Source organism: Actinomycetota bacterium, assembly GCA_014360655.1.
Classification (GTDB): domain Bacteria; phylum Actinomycetota; class Geothermincolia; order Geothermincolales; family RBG-13-55-18; genus JACIXC01.
In genome coordinates, this window is the sequence record JACIXC010000035.1 from 1 (window position 1) to 1,702 (window position 1,702).

Annotated in this window: 1 protein-coding gene; it reads left to right on the forward strand. The window is 59.9% G+C overall.

Translation table 11 applies throughout. The features are described from left to right. Positions 1-172 precede the first annotated feature (172 nt). Positions 173-1,702: IS1634 family transposase (locus H5T73_12815; GenBank protein ID MBC7248639.1), on the forward strand; the 1,530-nt coding region annotated here is incomplete at its 3' end.

Sequence of the window (1,702 nt, forward strand, 5' to 3'; positions counted from 1 at the left end):
TAGACTCATCTTCTACAGTTGACCCCCGATTTCGACCCATTTCGCGTGTAAAAGTCCAGGTAGATGAATTCTAGCTTGTGAAACGCGCTGAAATGTAGTGCCACGAATAGGGGGTGTAATTAGGCAGATAAGTCTTGTAATAGGCATAATAGCATGGTAAGTTAGTAATGGTATGTTTATCCGGGAGAAGACCGTCCAGAGCCGTACCTACCTGCAGGTGGTGGAGAACTACCGCGAGGGGGCCAAAGTACGCCAGAGGGTGATCGCCACCCTGGGGAGGAAGGAAGAACTGCAGGCCTCCGGCCAGATTGAAGGGGTGTTGAGGTCCCTCTCGCGCTTCTCGGACAAGGTCCGGATCACCGAGGAATTCCGGGAGGGAAAGCTCGAAGCGAAGCGGGTGCAGAAGATCGGCCCCGACCTCATCATGGGAAGGCTCTGGTCGGAGCTGGGTTGCGATGTCGCCATAGGGAAGCTGCTTTCGGGACGCAAGTATTCGTTCTCCGTGGAGCGGGCAGTATATGCGGCCACGCTTTCCCGCCTCTTCTTCCCCGGATCGGACCGCACCTCCGACTGGCAGGCCCGAGACTTCCGCATCACAGGAGCGGTGGGCCTCTCCCTGCACCACCTCTACCGCGCCATGGCCTGGCTGGGGGAAGAAAGGGAGAGGCTCGAGGAGGAGCTGTTTTTCAGAAATCGCGACCTCTTCAGCTCCCTATCCGTGGTCTTCTTCGACACCACCTCCCTCTACTTCGAGGGAAGGGGCGGAGAGACCATGGGGCGGAGGGGGTATTCAAAGGACCGCAGGCCGGATGAGAACCAGATGGTGGTGGGGGTGGTCATGGACGGGGAAGGAAGGCCGATAGCCTGCCCTATGTGGCCCGGCAACACCACCGACGCAGCCACCATCGCACCGGTGGCCACTCGCTTGCGAGAGCGCTTCGGGGTATCCGATATCTGTATCGTTGCCGACCGCGGCATGGTGGGGGATAGGAACGCAGAAAAGCTCACCGCCCTCGGCTTCCCCTACATCCTGGGGGTGAAGATGCGCCTGGAGAAGAAAGCCATGGCCGAGGTGCTCTCCCGGGCCGGTCGCTTCCGCACCGTATCCGAGAACCTCAAGGTGAAAGAGGTAAGGCACGGGGGGAAGAGATACATCGTGTGCGTGAATCCCGAAGAAGCGGAGCATGACCGCAGGTCCAGGGAGGCCATCGTGGAAGACCTCCAGGCCAAGCTGAAGAGAGGCGCCGCGTCCCTCATCGGCAACTCGGGCTACCGGCGCTACCTCAAGCTGGGGCAGAAGCCGGAGATAGACTGGGAGAGGGTGAAGACGGAAGAGCGCTACGACGGAAGGTGGGTGCTCACAACCACCTCTGACCTCTCAGCGGAGGAGGTGGCACTGCGCTACAAAGAGCTGTGGCGGGTGGAGAGGATCTTCCGCGAGGCCAAGGATACCCTCGAGACCCGGCCCATCTACCACAAGTACGACGCCACCATCTCTGGACACGTCTTCTGCTCCTTCCTGGCCCTTCTGCTCATGCACGAACTCAAGATGAGGTTGGACTTCCCCTGCGAGTGGAAGCAGCTCAAGCAGGACCTGGAGGCCGTCTACGAGATCGAGGTAGCCGATGACGGGAAGAGATGGCTCTTGAGAAGCCCCCTCGAGGGAGTAGCCAGCAAGGTTTTCAAGGCCGTAGGGGTGGCC